The organism is Pseudomonas sp. MLB6B (assembly GCF_054508135.1).
This window is the reverse complement of record NZ_CP199313.1, coordinates 1330760-1348077: the sequence shown is the minus strand read 5'-3', so window position 1 is coordinate 1348077 and position 17318 is coordinate 1330760. Positions and strand designations below refer to the sequence as shown.

Sequence of the window (17318 nt, the reverse complement as noted above, 5' to 3'; positions counted from 1 at the left end):
GCGCCCATGTGGTCGTTCAGCGCCTGGCGCCGACGCCGCACCCTGGCCCGCTACCCGGTGGACGCGGCCCTGTGGCAGCGGGTGCGCGAACGTCTGCCGATGCTCGACGGCATCGGCGCCGATGAAGACCGCTGGCTGCGCGAAGCCAGCGTATTGTTCCTGCACGACAAGCACCTGACCCTGCTGCCGGGCGTCGAACTCGACGATGCCGAGCGCCTGTTCCTCGCCGCCCAGGCGCAACTGCCGCTGCTGCACCTGGGCGAGCACGACTGGTACCAGGACTTCCACGAGCTGATCCTCTACCCCGACGACTTCCAGAGCCCGCAGCGCCACCGCGACGGCAGCGGCGTGGAGCACGTGTGGAACGGCGAGCACAGCGGCGAAGCCTGGCAACAGGGGCCGGTGATCATGGCCTGGCCGGGGGTGCTCGCCAGCGGTGGCTGGGACGCCTACAACCTGGTCGTCCACGAGCTGGCGCACAAGCTCGACATGCTCAATGGCGACGCCAACGGCCTGCCGCCGCTGCACCGCGGCATGGTCGTCGGCGACTGGGCCCGCGCCATGCAGACGGCCTTCGACGACCTCAACCGCCAGCTCGACGCCGACCCTGACGCCGAAACTGCCATCGATCCCTACGCTGCGGAAAACCCCGCCGAGTTCTTCGCCGTCACCAGCGAGTACTTCTTCAGCGCGCCCGACCTGCTCGCCCAGGCCTACCCCGAGGTCTACCGACAACTGGCACTGTTCTATCGGCAATCGCCGCTGGAGCGTCTGCAACGCCTGCAGGCCGAAGACCCCGCCTATGGGCCCGAGCCCACCTGAGGCCACGCCACCCCGCCGGACATGGCATGCCCTTGTGGAATGTGCCTATAATCGCCGCCACTTTTTCGGTCCTAACAGGGGGGCTTTGCCCAATGAGCTACAGCAAGATTCCGGCCGGTAAAGACCTGCCGAACGACATCTACGTCGCCATCGAGATCCCGGCCAACCACGCGCCGATCAAATACGAAATCGACAAGGACAGCGACACCCTGTTCGTCGACCGTTTCATGGCCACCCCGATGTTCTACCCGGCCAACTACGGCTTCATCCCCAACACCCTGGCCGACGACGGCGACCCCCTCGACGTGCTGGTCGTGACCCCTTACCCGGTCGCCCCAGGCTCGGTGATCCGCGCCCGTCCGGTCGGCATCCTGAACATGACCGACGACGGCGGCGGCGACGCCAAAGTCATCGCCGTCCCGCACGACAAGCTGTCGCAGCTGTATGTCGACGTGAAGGAATACACCGACCTGCCGGCGCTGCTGATCCAGCAGATCGAGCACTTCTTCGCCAACTACAAGGACCTGGAGAAGGGCAAGTGGGTCAAGATCGAAGGCTGGGACGGCGCCGATGCCGCCCGCGCCGCGATCACCAAGTCGGTCGAAGCCTACAAGGGCTGATAGCGCCGCACCGGAAAACCCTGCCTCGGCAGGGTTTTTTTATACCCGCAGAATGGACCTTGTCGCAGGGCTTTTAGAATCCGGACTACAACGTCCTACACCGCCGTCTTACAGACGCCCTACGCGGTTCTCGATCCGCTCAACGTCCTGTTGATGTTTCGCATACGGCCGCGCCGCTAGACTGTTCCAATGAACAATTCCGGTGATCGTTTGAAGGCACTTCTGCAGGAGTGCAAATTGACCCCGTCCGACTTTGCCGCCCAGCGCAACGTCTCGCCGCAACACATCAACAACTGGTTCAAACGCGGCGTGCCCATGGCACGCATGGACGAGATCGCCGACCTGTTCTGCGTGCACCGCCGCTGGCTCAGGTGCGGCGAAGGCCCCAAGCACCCCGACCCCATCCTGCGCCCGCGCGCCACCGTGCTCGGCCAAGTCCGGCAGGCCGCGTTGCTGCTGGCCGCCGACGGCGCGCAGACGCGCTTCTCCCTGCACCGGCTCGACGCCGGCCTGCTCAAACCGGTGACCGCGCACCAGGTACTGCTGCCGCAGCAGGCCCTGGACGCCCTGGGCATCGCACCGCGCGACGTGGTGTGCATGGCGATGCCCGCGCACAACATGACCCCCGTGATCCCGCGCAATGCCCTGCTGGCCGTCGACCGCAGTTGCACCCGGGTGGTGGAAGGCGAAACCTACGCCCTGCTGCACAATGGCCGCCTGCGCATCCACCAACTGAGCCTGGGCGACCGCGACGTGCTCAGCCTGCACAGCCACGACCGCCTCAACTACCCCACCGAACGCTTCTCCCCCGCCCAGCGCCGCGCCCAGGACCTGTACGTGTTCGGTTGGGTGTTCTGGTACTCGCACCTGCGCCAGCAACGACCACGGTGAAACGGCCGGGGTAGTTTGTGCTGGGCAATTGGGGTGCGGGCTTGTATCCTTGGCGACACTTTTTGCCCCTGGCCGCACACGACGCGGTGCAGCGGGTGGAACAGGGCCCTTGCGGCGACTGTTCTTTCCTTTCATGGCCCGTCGAGGTCATACCGTTCAAGGCGGTTGCGGCTTGTCAAAAACGAGCCAAGACTGCCCTCGAGAAGCCGGCCACAAGCCGGCTTTTTAATTCAAAAAATCCTTTAAAAACAAGGCCCTCATAATTCGAGGGTTTTCAGCCCATACCTCAGCCCATACTGAAATGCCTGTAGTTCTCTCATCAACAATCTCGGTCCGCTCAACAATGTGCCATCACTCTGTCTTTATCCATTAGACTCCCGGTTTTTGTCGCCGAAAGGGAGAGCTAGCGTGATCGAAAAAAAGGTAGAGGCTTACATCGAGCGATGGGGTGGTAGTGACAGCCGAGGAGGTAATGAAACTGCCAATCTTCAGATGTTCCTCACCGAGCTTTGCACTCTACTAGATCTGCCACAGCCACAGCCCGCGCGCGCAGAGCGAGGCGACAATGCCTACATTTTCGAGCGAAGTGTGACCGAACTGTTCGCAGACGGAGGCAAGTCTAATCGTCGGATCGATCTCTACAAGCGTGGCTGCTTCATCCTAGAAGGCAAAGACACCGGTAAGCAGACCGGTAGCGACGGCTGGGACGCATCTATCACCAAAGCCCTAAAGCAGGCAGAGAACTACGCCCGCTCCCTTCCCCCCGAGGAAGGTCGCCCACCATTTATCATCATTGTCGATGTCGGTAAGTCCTTTGCGCTTTACTCCGAGTTCAGCCGATCCGGTGGAAATTACGTTGCTTTCCCGGACCCACGAACTCACAAGATCCCTCTAGAGAAACTGCGCGACGTTGAAACAAGAGAGCTTCTGAAGAAAGCTTGGCTTGATCCTCAGAAGCTTGATCCTACACGCTATGCGGGGAAAATCACGCGCGACATAGCAGGTCAGCTCGCTACACTTGCCAAATCCCTTGAGGACAGCGGCCACCCTGCCGAGCAGGTCGCTAGCTTCCTGATGCGCTGCCTGTTTACCATGTTCTCAGAAGATGTTGGGTTGCTTCCGGAGCGTTGCTTTACTGAGCTACTCCAGAATTTACAGGCCAAACCCGAGTCGTTTTGCCGGCAGCTACGGAGTCTCTGGCAGACAATGAACACCGGCGGTTTTGCGCCAGCTCTAGATGCCGAGGTGCTTCGCTTCAACGGTGGGTTATTTGCCGATGCTCATGTCATTGAGCTTAACGCTCAACAAGTCAAACTGCTGACCGCTGCCTCGAAGGCTGAATGGCATTATGTTGAGCCGGCCATTTTTGGCACCCTGCTGGAGCGCGCCCTCAATCCGCGCGAGCGCCACAAGCTCGGTGCACATTACACTCCACGTGCCTACGTTGAGCGCCTAGTGCTACCGACCATCATCGAGCCACTGCGTGCTGAGTGGGCAGAAGTCCAAGCCGCAGCCCTGACGTACAAACAGCAACGTAAAACTAAAGAAGCGATCGCCGAGATCCGCAAATTCCACCACCAACTCTGCCAGACTCGCGTGCTTGACCCGGCTTGTGGTAGCGGTAACTTTCTATATGTAACCCTTGAACACATGAAGCGACTTGAGGGTGAGGTACTGGAAGTGCTTGGTAGCCTCGTGAAATCTGGCTCCTTTGAACTGGAGGGACTAACTGTAGACCCTCACCAGTTTATAGGAATTGAGATTAATCCACGTGCAGCCAAAATTGCCGAAATGGTGCTATGGATCGGATACCTCCAATGGCACTTCCGCACCTATGGAAAGGTCAACCCACCAGAGCCGGTATTACGGGATTTTCATAATATCGAGCACCGTGATGCGCTGATCACCTACGACTCTGTTGAGCTAATCACTGATGAGGCTGGCAAGCCCATCACACACTGGGATGGAGTGACCTACAAAAAAAGCCATATTACCAAAGAAGAAATTCCCGACGAGTCTGCGCAGACCGAACAGTATCGCTATTTAAACCCACGTAAAACAGAGTGGCCACGAGCAGATTACATCATTGGCAACCCGCCATTCATTGGGGCTAAGTTGATGCGAGATGCTCTAGGAGATGGTTATGTCGATGCAATTCAGGTTGCTTGGCCTGAAGTTCCACAAGCTACCGACTTCGTTCTTCGCTGGTGGCATCACGCGGCGAGCTTAGTTATCGCTGGCGAAATCAAGGCATTTGGATTCATCACGTCTAATTCCATTCGCCAAACTTATAACCGCCGTGTACTCGAACCGTTTTTGAATAACGAAAAAACACCACTTTCTCTTACCTTCGCTATTCCTGACCATCCTTGGGTTGATACCGTCGATGGAGCAGCAGTCCGAATAGCCATGACAGCAGCGAAAGCCGGTTACTACGAAGCTAATGTGCTTTTAGTTACCAAGGAACACGACAAAGGACAGCCTTCCGACGAGGATCTGGTCGACCGGGTAACAACTGTGAGCGGTAAGGTGCATGCTGATTTAAAAATCGGCGTCGACCTGACCAAAGCGGTCAGCCTATCGGCAAACAAAAAACTTTGTGCCGTAGGATTCAAAACGATTGGCAAGCCCTTCCAGGTAAATAAGTCTACGGCCAAGACTTTAGGCTTGGGCAGCATTGCTGGAATTGAAAGATATATTCGCCCCTACCTAAGTGGTCGAGATCTAGCTGGCCAACGGCGTGGCCTCTATGTGGTAGATTTTTTTGGGGTGGAACTGGAGGATGTAAAGGAATTTTATGCAAGCACCTACCAGTACCTATTGGATCGAGTTAAGCCACTGCGGGAGCAAAATAGAAACAAAAAATTCCAACATTATTGGTGGGTTATTGGGCACCCCAGGCCGATTTTCCGAAAGTTTACTTATGGCCTATCTAGATACATAGCTACGATTGAATCAGCAAAGCACCGTTACTTTGCATGGGTACCATCAGAGGATGCGCCCGACAGTACTCTAGTAACGTTCGGCCTTAGTGATGCGTATTTTCTTGGCGTACTTTCCAGTCGCCTGCATGTGGCTTGGGCGCTTGCAGCAGGTGGCAGGCTTGGCGTGGGCAATGATCCCCGCTATAACAAAACTCGCTGCTTCGAAACCTTCCCCTTCCCCCACGCCACACCTGCGCAACAGTCGGTTATCCGTGAATTGGCCGAGCAATTAAACGCTCACCGCCGTCGCCAACAAGCGGCAAACCCCGAACTGACCATGACCGGCATGTATAATGTGTTAGAGAAACTACGGGCCAATGAAGAGCTGAGTAATAAGGACAAAATCATTCATTCCCAGGGCCTGGTATCTGTGCTGCGTGAACTTCACGACAACCTCGACAGAGCGGTGTTCGCTGCCTACGGCTGGAATGATCTAGCCGAAAAGCTGGTCGGTCTCCCCGGCGCGACTACACCATTGCCGGACAAGTCGGAAGCTCAGGCCGAAGCGGAGGAGGAACTTCTGCAACGCCTAGCAGAACTCAACACTTATCGTTCCGATGAGGAGAACCGCGGCCAAGTCCAATGGCTGCGGCCGGACTATCAGCATCCCGCCGGTAAAGATTCGCTGGAACAAGCTGAAACAGAACTGGAAGACGAGGACGAGGACGAAGTCGAAATTACTGCTCTACCGGCAAAAACCAAGAAAATTGCTTGGCCTAAGAGTATGCGAGAGCAAATTGCTGCTGTACGCAAAACATTGAGCACCGAACCTATGACGGCAGAGACTATCACCACACACTTTACAGCTCCGAAAAAAACATCACCGCTTATTCTTGAGGCACTAGCAGCTTTAGAGGAACTTGGGATGGTTCATTTGGAAGGCGATTGCTATCGACTTGCAAGCTAACCCTTAGCACTTGCGCTAAGTTTTGCGCACGATAACTACTTGCCTGCACCGAAGCTCTGTATACATTTAATGGTGATAGCTTCCAAAGGTATTGATAGATCCGCGCCTAACACAGCTTAATTTTGGCGCGGATCACTAACAAAGGATGGGGCATGAGCGATATTCAACTCTTCCGGATGGGTACAACTGGTGATGCTCATGAGCTACCCGGTCGAGCAGTTGCTGTTGAAAAACAGCTTCAAAGCCTTATAGAAGCCCAGATGGAAACTTTTCTCGGAGTACGCTTTATTGCGACCGAGTACACCACCGGCAAAACTCACAAAGGCCGTATAGACTCTCTGGGCCTCGACGAAAACAGCTGTCCAGTAATCGTCGAATATAAGCGCCATAGCAACGAAAACGTGATCAATCAAGGGTTATTCTATCTCGACTGGCTACTGGACCATCAGGCCGAATTCCGCTGGCTGGTGATGGAAAAACTGGGTAAGGATGCAGCCGATCAAATTGAGTGGAGCGGCACGCGACTGTTATGTATAGCTGCAGACTTCACCCGCTACGACCAGCATGCCGTACAGCTGATTCAACGCAACATCGAGCTTATCCGCTATAAGCTATTTGGAGATGATCTACTTCTGCTAGAACTGGTCAATGTGGTGAGCGTGGCAGACACCTCCGCTACAACTAAGCCTATGGATAGTAGCGCAGATAAACCGGCATCTATCAGTAAGGATAAGACTTGGCAGGAACAACTAGCCCAAGCTCCAGCGGAAATCGCTGCACTCTTCGAGCAGACGACTAGCTACTTGCATTCCCTCGGCGATGATGTGCAAGAGAAGCCTCTCAAGCTCTACCTGGCTTTCCGCCGCCTGAAGAACTTTGCGAGCGTAGTAGTTCAATCTAAACGGCTGCAGCTTTACCTCAAGCTCAATCCAGATTCGGTCGAACTAATGGAGGACTTCAGCCGTGATGTACGAGCTATCGGACACTGGGGTACCGGCGACTTGGAATTGAGCCTGCGCACCCAAGATGACTTGGAAAGGGCCAAGGCATTGATTGAGCGAAGTTATCAAGAGAACTAGATCTTAGGGCTTTCCGTGAGCTCAAAAATTGACTGAGAAAGTAATGAAGACCATCGAATGCCGCTCAACCACCAAGTCGACAGTGATCAGATCCGACTGTGGCAAACATCGATTCGTGCTTAGTCGTGTATGGGATGAGTGCTTGCCAATCGGTGCTTTTCTGTGCGCAAATCCTTCGAAAGCTGACGAAATTCGAAACGACACCACTGTTTTTAAGTGCGGCAACTTGGCTGCTAACTGGGGCTGGGGTGGCTTCTACATTTTGAATTTGTATCCAAACTACTCTACGGACCCTTCCGGTGTGATCCGCAACAGCGAGGCCGATAGCCTCAATGAGCAATTTGTTCAGAGGGTCTTTGCCGAAGTATCTATCGTTGTCCTCGCCTGTGGAAACAAGCATGAGGCACGATTGCCCGATTTTATACGCAATGTGCCGTCAGCAAATCTGTACTGTCTACGCCCAAATAAAGGCGGTGGCTACCTACACCCATCCCGCATCAATCCCGAAAACTTTCCCCGGCCAGTACGAGCTTTTGATGAGGGTTGTAGTGGTCTTTGAATTTAGGGTTTGTCTGAAAAGTCGCTTTGGCTAAAATGTCCCCCTCTGGTTGCTGGGAGGGCCGTCATGGCAGGCCGTTATGAAATCTCATCCGAACGCTGGGCAATGATCGAAGCCATCGTTTCCCCTCCTCAGCGCATGGGGCGTCCAAGGCGCGACGACCGTCAGATGCTCAACGGCATCTTCTGGATTTTGTGCTCAGGCGCCAAATGGCGTGATCTTCCAGAGCGCTTTGGGCCTTGGAAAACCGTTTACCAACGCTTCCGGCAATGGCGTGACGACGGCACTTTCGAGCAGGTTTTGCGCCATTTACACCTTCGCTTGCGTGAAGACGGCTTTATCGACCTGGATACCTGGATGATCGATTCGACATCCATCCGAGCCACCCGAGCAGCCAGCGGTGCTGGAAAAAAAGGGGCTCGCAGGAACCGCACCACCACTGTCTCGGCCGTAGCCGAGGCGGACTGACCACCAAGATTCATCTCGCCTGCGATAGCAACGGCTTTCCGCTGACGGTCATGCTGTCGCCCGGTGAAGAAGCCGACTCGCGCTACTTCATGCCGTTACTGGAGCAGATCAGCCTGCCAGGTGGCAGGAGTCGTCCGCGTAAGCGCTGCCGATATGTACTGGCCGACAAGGGCTATGACAGCCAGATGCTGCGTCAGTACTGTGATCGTTACGGCATGCAGCCGATCATTCCCTTGCGCAAGATGCATCGCAAACCTCGGCCGGGCCTGCCTCGACTGTTCGACAGGCCGCATCATAAAAAGCGCAACGTGATCGAACGGCTGTTCAGTTGGCTCAAGGAAAAACGTCGGATCTGTACCCGATACGACAAGCTGGCGAGCAGCTTCAAAGCCATGGTCACGCTGGCTTGCATCGAAAAGTGCTTACGGGCTGACTTTTCAGACAAACCCTAGAGTGTCTCCTGCCAACGTTAAGGGAAGGAGGTGGGTAGACAGTAAGCGTCCATAGGTAAAGCAACGACCCAAATCCTCGGCTCTTGGCCTATAGCGGCCAACTGATCACGCCCGCAGTTTCAAGTCCTGCGGTTTTTCGTCGAAAGCATTTAATCGGTGAATTATCTGCAGCCTATTGTGCAGCCAACACTACTTTTCCGAACAAAGTCCGGGGCATATAACGCTACGTTCTTGATCCTAAGGGGCATCGACTTTCAGCTCAGGCTTCCAAGTTGGAGATACGTTTATGCCAGGTAGACATAACCCCTACGTTGAAATGGAATTCTTCAACTTTCCACTCATTAACGCTCCACCTCCTGTAGCGCTCTCCCGAAGTCCTCATGGAGACTCAGGCCCGGTAGGATCGTGGGCGGGATTGAGGGTTCTCAAGAAAACGCGAAAAACCTGAAGAACTATTATTCATCGTCAGTGTCGCCGTCGGCCGCGCGGATTCAACATGTTTGTGATTTCAACGGCAGACGCTTTGAATACCACCCCCGGAGCAAAATAAAGTTGCACCGGCCCCATCAAGCTTGGCCCATTGCAGCCGAAATCATTCAAACGGACACATTCCAACGGCCATGGCAGGCCTCTGTAAACTCGCTTCGGCCTATCAAACGTCGATCTTCCAGAACGTGCGCCCGAGGTTGCTGTACCTACCGTAAAATTGATGAGGCCTGCCGTGCTGAAAAATGCCCCTTTGAGTGCAAAGCTGTTACTGATCCTGGTATTTCCCCTCCTGGGCTTCCTGGTCTTCGCAGGTATTTATGTCGCGGACAAGCGCGAAACCCTGAGCGAAATGAACCGCGCCGTGAACGCCACCAACGCGGCCAGAAAATTGAGCGATGTGGTCACCACCATCCAGCGTGAGCGCGGCGCCAGCGGCGTGTTTCTGGGCAGCGGCGGCAAGACCATGCAGGACAAACTGCACAGCCTGCGCGGTGAAACCGACCAGACGGTGAGCGCGATGCGCGCCCAGTCGCTGACGGGGCTGCCTGCGCCGGACAAGATGCTGCGTGCGCTGAACGACCTGGCCGACCTGCGCCGCAGCGTCGACACGTTGGCCATCAACAACGTCGAGTCCGGTGCGCGCTTCACCGACTTGATCAAGAACCTGATCGGCTTTTCCTACACGCTGGAAACCAGTATCGAAGAACCGGAGATCCTGCGCGCCCTGAGTTCGCTCAACCAGTTCGCGGACATGAAGGAGCGCTCGGGCCGCGAGCGGGTGCTGCTGGGGCTGGCGTTCAACCAGAACCGCTTCGATGCGCCGCTGCTGTCGCGCTTCAGCCGTAACATGGGCGAGTTCTCCGGCTACTTCGAGGCCTTCCAGCGCTGGGCGCCGGCCGAATTCAAAGCCAAGCTCGATGACGTATTGCAGCAGCCCGCCTCGCTGGAAGTGGCGCGCCTGCAGAAACTCGGCTTCGACACGCCCCTGGGCGAGCCGCTGAACATCAAGCCGGAGGACTGGTTCAACCTCGCCACCACCCGTATCGACATGATGGCCAAGGTCGAGGCGGAGCTGGGGCAGACCGTGGTGGGCCTGACGGACGCGCAGCGCAGCACTGCCGAGCACAGCATGTACCTGGCCGGCGCCATGGTGGTGTTGATGCTGATCGTGGTGTTGTGGCTGGCGTCGCTGATCATCCGCAACATCCGTGTGGCGGTGGTGGATGTGAACCGCACGCTGGTGGCGCTGGCCACCCGTGACCTGACGGCCCGCACCCAGTACACCGGCAAGGACGAGTTCGGCGAGATCGCGCGCAACCTGGACAATATGGTCATGCAGATCGGCGAGGTGATCGCCGAGATCGGCAGTGCCACGGCGCAGGTCGCCACGGCGGCGGAGCAATCGTCGGCGGTAGCACTGCAGACCAGCAACAACGTGGCGCAGCAACGCCAGGGCACCGATCAGGTGGTCACCGCCATCAGCGAGATGAGCTCGACGGTCAAGGACGTGGCGCGCAGCACCACCGACGCTGCCAGCATGTCGCAGCGCGTCAATGCCAGCACCGTGCAGGGCAAGACCGAGATCGGCAACACCATCGGCCTGATCAAGGGGCTGGAAGTGCAGGCGGCACAGACGGCGACCATCATCGACGAACTCAAGGGTGAGAGCGATTCGATCTCCTCGGTGCTCGACGTCATCCGTGGGGTGGCCGAGCAGACCAACCTGCTGGCCCTGAACGCCGCGATCGAAGCAGCGCGTGCGGGTGAGCAAGGCCGGGGCTTTGCCGTGGTGGCCGACGAAGTGCGCAATCTGGCGCAGAAGACCCAGGACTCCACCGTCAGCATCCAGAACATGATCGCCAACCTGCAATCGGGCTCCGAGCGGGCGTCATTGTCCATGCAGGAAACCTTGGGCAAGGCCCAGGAAGGCGCGAGGAACATCGTGCGCGCAGGGGAACTGCTCGAACAGATCACCGATGGCATGGCCAACATCAGCGACAGCAACATCCAGGTGGCGTCGGCGGCCGAACAGCAGAGCCAGGTCGCCGAGGAGATCCATCGCAACGTCAACGACATCAGCATGCTGGTGATCCAGGTAAGCGCCGGGGCCGAGCAGACGGCCTCCACCAGCCGCGAACTGGCGCGCCTGGCCGAGCAGCAGCAGCGGCTGGTGGGGCGGTTCAAGGTGGACTGACAAACCCTGCGAGACCTGCGCGTGTGTGGACGCGCTAGGGGCCGGCCGCTTCGCGCTCGACGGGCGGAGCGAAGGCAGCCCTCGGCGTACGCACGGGTTTTGCGGCGCAGCCACGGACGTGCCACGCCACATGACGATTCGTTCACGCACAAAAACGAACAGCCCCTGCCGCCTGCCTGTCACTACTCCATCGCTCACATTCGCACCTGGAGTTTTCATGGCAAAGATCAACATGGCCCAGCAATTGGCCTCCACCCTCGAACAAGCTGGCATCAAACGTATCTGGGGCCTCACCGGTGACAGCCTCAACGGCCTGACCGACGCCCTGCGCAGCATGGACAGCATCGAGTGGATGCACGTGCGCCACGAGGAAGTCGCGGCCTTCGCCGCCGGGGCCGAGGCGGCGGTGACGGGCGAGCTGACGGTGTGCGCCGGCAGCTGCGGGCCGGGCAACCTGCACTTGATCAACGGCCTGTTCGATTGCCACCGCAACCGGGTGCCGGTGCTGGCCATCGCCGCGCAGATCCCCTCTACGGAGATCGGCCTGAACTACTTCCAGGAAACCCATCCGCAGGAACTGTTCAAGGAATGCAGCCACTTCATCGAGCTGGTCAGCAACCCGGCGCAGATGCCGCAGGTGCTGCACCGCGCCATGCGCTCGGCGATCCTCAACCGCGGCGTGGCGGTGGTGGTGATTCCCGGTGACGTGTCGCTGCTGGAGGTCGAGGAAAAGCCGGCGGCGTGGCCTGCCTTGCAGCAGCCACGCATCCTGCCCGCCGAAGCCGACCTCCAGCGCCTGACCGACCTGCTGCAAGACAGCCACAAGGTGACCCTGCTGTGTGGCAGCGGCTGCGCGGGTGCGCATGACCACGTGGTGGCCTTGGCCGATGCGCTTGGCGCGCCGGTGGTGCATGCGCTGCGCGGCAAGGAACACGTGGAGTGGGACAACCCCTTCGACGTCGGCATGACGGGCCTGATCGGCTTCAGCTCCGGCTACCACGCGATGATGGACTGCGAGACTCTGGTGATGCTGGGCACCGACTTCCCCTACCGGCAGTTCTTCCCGAGCGACGCCAAGATCGTGCAGGTCGACCGCGACCCGCAGGCGCTGGGCCGCCGCGCCACGCTGTCGCTGGGCATCGCCGCCGACGTCGGCGAAACCCTCGATGCCCTGCTGCCACGCCTGACGCGCAAGACCGACCGGCGCTTCCTCGACGACGCGCTGAAAGCCTACGGCAAGGCCCGCCAGGGCCTGGACGATCTGGCGGTGCCATCCAAGGGCGACCGGCCGATCCATCCGCAATACGTCACACGCCTGCTCAGCGAGCTGGCCAGCGAAGATGCGATCTTCACCGCCGACGTCGGTTCGCCCACCGTCTGGGCGGCCCGCTACCTGAAGATGAACGGGCAGCGTCGCCTGGTCGGTTCGTTCAACCACGGCTCGATGGCCAATGCCATGCCACAGGCCATGGGTGCGCAGGCGGCCTTCCCGGGCCGTCAGGTCATCTCCATGAGCGGCGACGGCGGTTTCAGCATGTTGATGGGCGATTTCATCTCCCTTTCGCAGCTGCGACTGCCGGTGAAAGTGGTGGTGTTCAACAATGCCTCGTTGGGCTTCGTTGCGATGGAAATGAAAGCGGCGGGCTACCTCGACACCGGCACCGAGTTGCGCAACCCCGATTTCGCCGCCATGTCCAACGCCATGGGCATCCTGGGCATTCGTGTGGAGCGCTCGGAAGACCTGGAAGACGCCCTGCGCCGCGCCCTGGCGCACGATGGCCCGGTGCTGGTGGACGTGGTCACCGCCACCCAGGAGCTGGTCATGCCCCCGACGATCAAGCTGGAGCAGGCCAAGGGCTTCAGCCTGTACATGCTCAAGGCGGTGATGAGCGGGCGCGGTGACGAGGTGTTCGACTTGGCCAAGACCAATCTGCTGCGCTAGCGGCCTCGCCGGCCGGTGTGCGACCGGCCTTTCGGCCCGCAGGCAGCGTCTGCGGGCCTTTGCGTTGAGGCGTTCGCACAGCCCCTGCAAAGACAGAAACATCGCGCCCAAGTTACGCGTAGAATCCCCACGCTCATTCGGCCTGAGGTCGACGCCTGACGTCTGGAGGCTGGCCTCTCGATGTTCTGACGTACTTATTCACATCCGGTTACTGAAACAGTAAGGTAGCAAACTGCCACGTACCGCCCTGGACGGCGCATAGCACAGAGCATGGAGTCGCTTTCTACCTCCCCTCCTGTCGTACGCACGCACTCGATCACGCCTTGAGCGAATCGGCTGCGCAGGGTCGATTCGGCCGGTGCCTCCAGAGCATGAACGTCCGATGACGCCGTCGCGGCGCCATCCACACACGAAAATCATGGCCGACGCTGCGACCGTTTCAGCGCAAACGCTGGTATTCGCCCGGTTTGGGCCGAAGGAAGAGGAAGGGAATGCTGAACACGAAAACAATGCAGCGCACAGTGCTCGCCACGGCGATCGCCGTGGGCCTGAGTGGGTGCGCGACGATCGACAAGACCCTGGGCGACCGCTCCGACGGGTTTGCCTGTGGTGCCGGCGCCGTCATCGGTTCGCTCGCCGTCGGCGCCATCGTCGCGGCCGCCGGTGGCAACGGCAAACAGATTGCCACCGGCGCCGTCGCTGGCGGAGCGGTGGGCTGTGCGGGTCTGTATGCGTACAAGCAGCGCGTCGATCGTCTGAAGGCGGTGGCGGCCCAACAGGGCCTGACCGCCGACGTGCGGGAAGTGCAGATGGTCGATGCCCGCGGCCGGACGAAATCCGTCGGCGTGGAGGCCCAGATCGAAGTCGCCGAAATGTTCCCTTCGGGCTCGGCGACGCTTACCAGCGAGGGCTACCGCAAACTGAGCGTGATGGCGCAGGAGTTCGCCCGCGATCGCGCCGCCACTCAGCGCGGAACGCCCGCCAAGAAGCTCCTGGTGGTCGGCCATACCGACGCTTCGGGCGGTGCCGAGATCAATCAGAGGCTGTCCGAGCAACGCGCCCAAACCGTCGCCGACATGATGGCCGCGATTGGCGTTCCCAAGCAGGACATCTTCTTCCAGGGTGCGGGCTCCGCACGGCCTGTGGCAGACAACGCCACCGATGCCGGCCGGGCGAAGAACCGCCGGGTCGAGATCGTCGAAGTCGACAACGAGCAGGTCCTGGCGCAACGCGTGCGTGACGAGCGCTCCAGCGCCAAGTACCTGACCCACGGCACCGCCGTCGCGTCCAACGGCACGGCCAAGCCCAAGGCCAAAAAAGCCACCGCAAAGCCTGACACCGCAGCCAAGACCCCGCGCGTCGCCACCACAGCGAAACGGCCAGCGAGCACACCTGCCAAGGCGCCCGCCCCAGCGGTCAGCGAGAAGGCCCCCGCCACTTCCACCGCCGCAGCGCCAGAGACCGTGGTGCAACTGGCAGGCAAAGGCGGTATCGATTTTGGCGGTAAGCCCGTCACCACGACCACCTCGATGCTGGCGTCGAGCATTCAGCCCAAGCGCTCGACCTTTTCCCTGATCACCCCGGCATATGCCGACGCGCCTGCCACCTCGTGCGTGGGTGACCTGCCGCGGATCCAGGGCGAAGTGAAGAACCTGGCCACCGGCACCGCGCTGAAGGACTACTCGACCATCGACTTCCTGCCGGGCCTCAACGGCGGCGTGTGGGCAAGCAAAGTCAACGGCCACGTGGCCGCCGTAGGCCCGGTTGCGGTGCTGCGCGGCACCGGTGCGGCCGCCGGGGCCCCGCTCATGCAGTTCACCTCGAACGTCGGTACGGCCGACAAGCAGGACTCGGCCACCTTCAAGTCGGTCGCCAACACCTACGAAGGCGAGACCCAGGTGCTCTACCGCGTGTTCGCGCTCGACCAGAAGCGCGCCCCGGTGTCCTGCATGGACATCGTGTTCGACAAACGCGCAGGCAACGCGGTGGCCGGCGAAATCTACTACCCGAAACAGGGTGACGCCTATGTGGCGCAGTTCCGACCGCAGAAGCGCGGCTAAGGAGAAGTATCCATGCTCGAAACCATCCAGACGTTTTTCGCCAACTACTGGCATGTCGTCCTGCCCATCGTCCTGCTGACGTTCCTGGCCATCCCGATCATCATCCACTGGTACGAGGTGCGCTACGCCCTGATGAAGGCGCGCATCAACGTCCCCTGGGTCGGCTACCTGGCGCACTGGGTCAAGAATCCGGGCTCCAAGGAGCAGCCGACGCCGAAGAACCCTGACGCCGTCGGCTTCTACGAGTCGGAAAACCAACTGAACCTGAAATACGAAACCTACTACCGCGACCACCAGCCGTCCGAAGCGCATTTCAAGCGCTGCCAGGACTACCTGGGCAAGATCGGCGAGGACAACCGCAAGGAAAAGGGCTTCGCCATGTGGGCGATCATCATCGTCCTGATGCTGATCGAGGCCACGGCGTTCGGCTACGCGCTCGCGCCCTTCGCGCTGACGCTCGCCACCCCCGATACCGCAGTGGCGGGCGCATTCGGCATCGGCCTGGTGATCTCGATCATCGGTGTGTTCCTGTCCGAGTTCGCGGGCCGTCAGCTCTACCTCAACAACATCGTCAGCAAGATCATGGGCTACGAGGAACTGCGCCACGCAGGCGCCGATGGCGACATGATCTCGCGTGACATCGTGACCATCGACAATACCTACATCGACGATGAGCGCCCCGAGTACCAGCGCATGCTCAACCGTGTGAAGGTGCCGCAGGACGGCGCCATGCCGGCCAAGCGCTACGGCATCGTGATCGGCTATGCCCTATTCATCGTCATCCTGGCCGTCGCGGCGTTCTGGGTGCGGACCGAGACCCTCAACGCGCAGGAAGCCGAACTGATCGCCAACCCGCCGGCCGTCTCGCAAGGCGCCGACGATTTCCCGGCCAGCAGCGAGGACGACTTCCCCCTGCCGAGCGAGATGCAGTCCATCGCCAACGATACCGCCGGCAAATCTGCCCAGGACCAGATCGATGCGCTGCACCGCGCCAGCCTCGTGACCTTCGCGGTATTGAGCGCGCTGTTCATTTTCATCCAGTTCACCTCGACCTTCCTGGCCTACACCTACGGTTTCGCCGGCACTTACTCGCGCAAGGCCTGGGAGTTGGTGCACAAGTTCTCCAGCGCCAGCGAGTTCACGCGTTACCATCAGGCCAAGGCCCGCAGCGTCGCCAACGACGCCCAATCGGCCCTCGGCAAGCTGCAGGCGCTGCAGTTGGCACGGTTCCGCGTCAAAGGCGGCGATCGCGAGGCACTACGCACGGACAACGTGCGCCGCACCTTCAACCGCTTCATCGAAGAGCAGGATGCGGGCAAGGCCTGGGCCGACCAGAAAGCCATTGCCGATCAGCTCGGTAAAGACAGCCGGGCGGTATTGGAAAACTACATCAAGAAGTCCACCGCCGACCTGAACGCTGCGATCGCCAACAACGACGCTGCGCGGATCGATGAAATCATTCGCGTCGCATTGCCACGCCTGAACCAGATCGACGACCCGGCCCTGTTCCAACTTCGCGATACGTTCCGCAGCGTGGCGAAAACCTTCCTGGCACCGGTCGTGGCGACGGCGGCACCGGCACCTACCGTGGCCGTGCAAGTGAACGTGCCCGTCGAAACCCAGCCGGTGCTGGCCGTCGTGCAGGCGCCGCCCGCGCCGCCGGTGGTACCTGTGGCAGCCGCGCCCGCAGCGCCAGCAGCCAGTGGTTTCGACCCGCACCAGTTCGGTGACCTGACCGAGTTCCACGAGGACGACCTGGCCTTCGTGGCCACCACCAAAGGCACCGACCTCGACACCATCAAGCGCGCTCGCCGCCTGCAACTGATGGTCAAGCAAAGCGTCTAGCCCGAC

The 17318-nt window shown here is 59.6% G+C and carries 11 protein-coding genes; all 11 read left to right on the top strand.

Annotated elements, in window-relative coordinates:
- Nucleotides 1-6: 6 nt before the first annotated feature.
- The 11 genes from ACSMEV_RS05830 (at nt 7) to ACSMEV_RS05780 (ending at nt 17312) form a co-directional block, all read left to right on the top strand.
- Complete coding sequence (locus tag ACSMEV_RS05830) at nt 7-822, top strand: M90 family metallopeptidase (protein ID WP_459207600.1); 816 nt, start codon at nt 7-9, stop codon at nt 820-822.
- A gap of 92 nt (nt 823-914) precedes the next feature.
- Nucleotides 915-1442, top strand: a complete 528-nt coding sequence (gene ppa, locus ACSMEV_RS05825; protein ID WP_296269267.1) for an inorganic diphosphatase — start codon at nt 915-917, stop codon at nt 1440-1442.
- Nucleotides 1443-1631: 189 nt separating this feature from the next.
- A complete protein-coding gene (locus ACSMEV_RS05820) occupies nt 1632-2333 on the top strand; it encodes a LexA family transcriptional regulator (protein WP_459207599.1) in 702 nt (233 codons plus the stop codon).
- Nucleotides 2334-2741: 408 nt separating this feature from the next.
- On the top strand, nt 2742-6224 hold the full coding sequence (locus ACSMEV_RS05815; protein WP_459207598.1) for a class I SAM-dependent DNA methyltransferase: 3483 nt from the start codon (nt 2742-2744) through the stop codon (nt 6222-6224).
- A 152-nt stretch (nt 6225-6376) separates the two neighbouring features.
- A complete protein-coding gene (locus ACSMEV_RS05810; RefSeq protein ID WP_459207597.1) occupies nt 6377-7303 on the top strand; it encodes a DUF5655 domain-containing protein in 927 nt (308 codons plus the stop codon).
- A gap of 43 nt (nt 7304-7346) precedes the next feature.
- The gene (locus ACSMEV_RS05805) at nt 7347-7862 is read left to right on the top strand and encodes a DUF1643 domain-containing protein (protein ID WP_459207596.1); all 516 of its coding nucleotides are present in this window, start codon (nt 7347-7349) and stop codon (nt 7860-7862) included.
- Between the two features lie 66 nt (nt 7863-7928).
- Nucleotides 7929-8782, top strand: a protein-coding gene (locus tag ACSMEV_RS05800; RefSeq protein WP_459207595.1) for an IS5 family transposase whose coding sequence is annotated in 2 segments (ribosomal slippage) — nt 7929-8283 and nt 8283-8782 — 855 coding nt in all. Because the reading frame shifts where the segments join, the coding sequence is not laid out codon by codon here.
- Between the two features lie 709 nt (nt 8783-9491).
- Nucleotides 9492-11465, top strand: coding sequence for a methyl-accepting chemotaxis protein (locus ACSMEV_RS05795; RefSeq protein WP_459207594.1), 1974 nt, complete (start codon nt 9492-9494; stop codon nt 11463-11465).
- 217 nt (nt 11466-11682) lie between these two features.
- Nucleotides 11683-13407, top strand: coding sequence for a ubiquinone-dependent pyruvate dehydrogenase (gene poxB, locus ACSMEV_RS05790; RefSeq protein ID WP_459207593.1), 1725 nt, complete (start codon nt 11683-11685; stop codon nt 13405-13407).
- Between the two features lie 491 nt (nt 13408-13898).
- Nucleotides 13899-15467, top strand: coding sequence for an OmpA family protein (locus ACSMEV_RS05785; RefSeq protein WP_459207592.1), 1569 nt, complete (start codon nt 13899-13901; stop codon nt 15465-15467).
- 12 nt (nt 15468-15479) lie between these two features.
- Nucleotides 15480-17312, top strand: coding sequence for a hypothetical protein (locus tag ACSMEV_RS05780; RefSeq protein WP_459207591.1), 1833 nt, complete (start codon nt 15480-15482; stop codon nt 17310-17312).
- Nucleotides 17313-17318: the final 6 nt, after the last annotated feature.